The 3,965-nt window shown below is 35.4% G+C and carries 5 protein-coding genes; 3 read left to right on the top strand and 2 right to left on the bottom strand.

Annotation, left to right across the window (positions count from 1 at the left end):
• On the bottom strand, positions 1-280 hold a 280-nt coding region (locus tag V7024_RS11385), incomplete at its 3' end, for a hypothetical protein (protein WP_335519775.1).
• A 198-nt stretch (positions 281-478) separates the two neighbouring features.
• On the opposite strand from V7024_RS11385, the gene V7024_RS11380 reads away from it, so the two are divergent.
• A complete protein-coding gene (locus V7024_RS11380; protein ID WP_335519778.1) occupies positions 479-1,540 on the top strand; it encodes a glycosyltransferase family 2 protein in 1,062 nt (353 codons plus the stop codon).
• A gap of 110 nt (positions 1,541-1,650) precedes the next feature.
• Here the strand turns inward: V7024_RS11380 and V7024_RS11375 are convergent, their stop codons facing one another.
• Positions 1,651-2,154 carry a hypothetical protein gene (locus V7024_RS11375; protein ID WP_335519772.1) on the bottom strand — a complete coding sequence of 168 codons (504 nt, stop codon included), beginning with the start codon at positions 2,152-2,154 and terminating at the stop codon, positions 1,651-1,653.
• Positions 2,155-2,385: 231 nt separating this feature from the next.
• On the opposite strand from V7024_RS11375, the gene V7024_RS11370 reads away from it, so the two are divergent.
• Positions 2,386-3,300, top strand: a complete 915-nt coding sequence (locus V7024_RS11370) for an NAD-dependent epimerase/dehydratase family protein (protein WP_335519769.1) — start codon at positions 2,386-2,388, stop codon at positions 3,298-3,300.
• Positions 3,301-3,717: 417 nt separating this feature from the next.
• Positions 3,718-3,965 (top strand): hypothetical protein (locus V7024_RS11365; RefSeq protein WP_335519766.1); only part of this gene is annotated, 248 nt, incomplete at its 3' end.

The following is a 3,965-nucleotide window of genomic DNA, read 5'->3' as shown; positions in this document are numbered from 1 at the left end:
GAGCACCGGTAGGTCCTTGTGAACCAGTAGTTCCTTGAGCACCAGTAGGTCCTTGAGATCCGGTAGGTCCTTGAGCACCAGTAGGTCCTTGAGCACCAGTAGTTCCTTGAGAGCCAGTAGGCCCTTGAGATCCGGTAGAGCCAGTAGGCCCGGTAGGCCCAGTCGGCCCAGTCGGCCCTCCTGGTGGTCCAGGTGGAACTGGTGGAAGCGTCGGTCCCATTACAGCAGAAACAATATACTCTATTGGATGAAATTGATTCGCAAATTTGTCGTTTTTCATGTATTCACCTCCATAAGCTTTTCAATATATTAAATGCAGAAGAGAATCGAAATGATATAGTTGTTTTGCATATTTTAAAAACGGTATATTGGAATGTAATGTGTCCATACCAGTAAATTTTTCTTTTCTTTTTTCATATACTACAAGGGGAAAGGAGGAAGGACTTTGGTAAAGGAGAGCATTACAATTAGCTTATGTATGATTGTGAAGGATGAAGAACAGACAATTGCTAGATGTTTAGAATCCGTACAAGAGGTTGTTGATGAGATCATTATTGTGGATACGGGTTCAACGGATCAAACGAAAGAAATTGTTAGAGCGTATACTCCTTATATTTATGATTTTGAATGGATCGATGATTTTGCAGCTGCTCGAAATTTTTCGTTTTCTAAAGCAACGAAGGACTATATTTTGTGGTTAGACGCTGATGATATTTTAGTGGAAACAGAAATAGATAAGTTGTTACAATTGAAAGAAATCTTGGATTCTAATATAGATGCCGTTTCGATGTCGTATTATCTTGCGGTTGATGAAAATGGAGACCCTACTTACAGTTCTGTTCGAAATCGTCTAGTAAAGCGGATGAAAAATTTCCAGTGGATTGGATTTGTCCATGAATATTTAGCTGTTTATGGAAATATAATGAAAAGCGATATAGCCATTATGCATAAGAAAGAAAAAGAACATACCGATCGTAATCTTCGAATTTTCGAGAAGGCACTCCGAGAAGGAAGAACGTTTACACCGAGGGATATCGTTTATTATGCTAATGAATGTGTGGATCATAAAAAATATGAAAAGGCAATTGATTTATATAACCAGTTTTTAGATGGGAAAGCAGGGTGGCTGGAAGATTGTATACATGCATGCGGGAAATTAGCAGATTGCTATAAGCAACTGCAAAAGTCGGAAGAAGCACTGCAAGCATGTTTCCGTTCTTTTCAATACGACGTTCCAAGAGGAGAAATTTGTTGTCGTGTAGGTCACATATTTATGGAAAAAGAAGATTATAAACAAGCGACCTTTTGGTATGAGATGGCGATTACTGTCCCGTTTCAAAATTCTACTGGATTTATAGACTATGCATCTTATACATGGGTTCCCCATTTACAGCTATGTGTTTGTTATAGTCGGCTAGGGGATGATGAGAAAGCGAATTATCATAATGAACAAGCGGCAGTATATGTACCGGACCATGCTTCGGTGAAGTATAACCGAGAATATTTTCGGAATTTATTCAAAGACAATACACAAGAATGAATTACTTTGTAAGAAAATTCATAATGAGAAATGTTAAACATGTGATAAATTGATTCTCCATTTAAATGAAAAAATAAGGCCATCTCACAATATATGAGTTGGCCTTGTTTTTAGGCGATTTGTGTTACTGTTAAATTAGCAGAACGAATATCTATAGTTTTTAATGGGTCATCTATATCTGTTGGGACAATGTGTATTAAGTCATCTATATATAAGTTAGTCAAAATTACGCTGCTTGTTACTACAATTAGACCTGTGCTATTGAAAGTTGTGCGTACCGCTGTTCCAGAGCCAGCGATAGCATTAGCAAGAGTGGTACCATTTAATGTTAAGAAAAATATAGCAGATTCACGACCCTCAAGTGGAGCTGGAACATTATCTAAAGAGACTGTTAATGTATAGCTAAGCTGATATATACCAGATCTTTGGACGCGAAGGCCCACCCCAGTATTTTCTACATCAAGAAGAACAGGAATAGATACGCTTGGATTAGAATTATTGTCTGGTAAAGAAAGCGGCTGGTTTGCGGAAACTTTTTGAGCCTCTGTGTTAAAAGCAATCCCAAAGGCAGGTAATTCCTTCAATGGAAGAGAAAAGTAATTTTCGCAACTCATATTTTCACTCCTTTGTACATTCTCATTCTATTTAATGAAAAAAATAAGTAAAACGTTATAGACAAGATACTAATTTAACTAAAAATAAGAAAAGCGCCTAATTGTAGCAAAATGTGTATCGTTTACATAAATTGTAACAATATCAATGTTTTAGAAATTAATAATTCGTGAATGAAATAAACAGATATTCTTATATGCTAGGAAATGTAACTTTGAGGGAGGGAGAAATAGTTGAAGGTTTTAGTGACAGGAGGAGCAGGATTTATTGGTTCGCATATTGTTGAGTCTTTATTGGAAAATAATATAGAGGTAGTGGTTATCGATAATTTAGCTACTGGTCATAAGCATCATATTCCATCAGGAGCTACTTTTTATTATTTTGATATACGTGATCCCGGCATTGATAAAATTTTCAGGATAGAAAAACCAGATGTTGTAATCCATCAAGCGGCACAAGTATCTGTGCAGGAATCTGTAAAACAGCCACTTTATGATTGCAGTGAAAATATTATGGCAACCATAAATATTTTGCAATCTTGTGTGAAGTATAATGTGAAAAAAATTATCCACGCATCAACTGCTGCTGTATACGGGAATCCTAAATATTTACCTATTGATGAGGATCATGAACTTAATCCATTATCATTTTATGGTTTATCGAAATGGAGCAGTGAAGCTTATATTCAATTATTCGCAAAGCTTTCGGGTTTAAAGTATACAATTCTTAGATATTCCAACGTGTATGGCGCAAGGCAGGATGCAAATGGGGAAGCTGGTGTTGTTTCCATTTTCATTGACCGATTATTAAAGAATGAGAGTCCAATTATATATGGTGACGGAAAACAAACAAGAGATTTTATTTTTGTTAAAGATGTAGCATATGCTAACTTCTTGGCTCTTAGGCATGCTGACAATCAAATATGTAATATTAGTTCGAATCAAGAAATTTCAGTCAATGAACTGCTAGATATAATCTGTAGTGTAATGAAAATAAAAGATAAGAGAATATACAAGGAGAGAAGAGCGGGAGACATTATTTCTAGCTCTCTGTTAAACAATAAAGCTAGAAAACATTTAAATTGGGAGCCGCAATTTTCATTGCTTCGAGGTCTTGAAGAAACAGTTTCTTTCTTCCGTAAAGAATAAACAAAAGTTAATTCTTCTGCACGAAATCATTAAGCGAGACGAATAGCGTCTCTTTGATTTGGATCCTTAAGTGCATTTCTTCTTTTATTAGCCGACAGCAATTTTTTCCTTTGAAACGTCTAAATCTACAAGTTTTGTAATATCCCTCATAATAAACTAGCTTCTTTCGTAATGTAGCTCTAATTTGGTTTGTTATCGTAATGCAGTCTAACCAAATTAACCTTTGAGATTACGAGTAAGGAGCTAGTTTTGTTTATTATAACTTTATAAAAAATGTTATAGACAAACTCCTAATTTTAAGGAAATAAGCAAAGTGTTTTTTGAAGATAGATAAAGAAGCTATTTTTAACGAAACTTCTTCGCCATGGGTGAATATAACTGTAATGATGTACGTTCTAGAAAAAAGGGGGCTTGGAGATGACGAGGAAACAAATAAAGAAAGCGAAAAATAAACCGTTATTATATATTCAACATTTGGATTTATATAAGCTTCAGCATGTACAGCGGTGTGTAATTGTGAAACTGACAGAACAAATTACGAAAACAAAGGCGAATGAAATAGATCATAATGAAAATAATGAACCTATTCTAGAAGAGATAAACGGGGGTGAGCAATATAACGAGCAAACGGACATAGAAGAAGGAAATGAACAAGAGCAAAGTGA

Source organism: Bacillus sp. JJ864 (genome assembly GCF_036963045.1).
GTDB classification, from domain to species: Bacteria; Bacillota; Bacilli; order Bacillales; family Bacillaceae_G; genus Bacillus_A; species Bacillus_A pseudomycoides_C.
This window is presented reverse-complemented; position numbering and strand designations above follow the sequence as displayed.

Bases quoted from the DNA above. Each gene is read 5' to 3' on its own strand.
- V7024_RS11380 (WP_335519778.1), top strand. From the start codon at position 479: ATGATTGTGAAGGATGAAGAACAGACAATTGCTAGATGTTTAGAATCC.
- V7024_RS11375 (WP_335519772.1), bottom strand. From the start codon at position 2,154: ATGAGTTGCGAAAATTACTTTTCTCTTCCATTGAAGGAATTACCTGCC.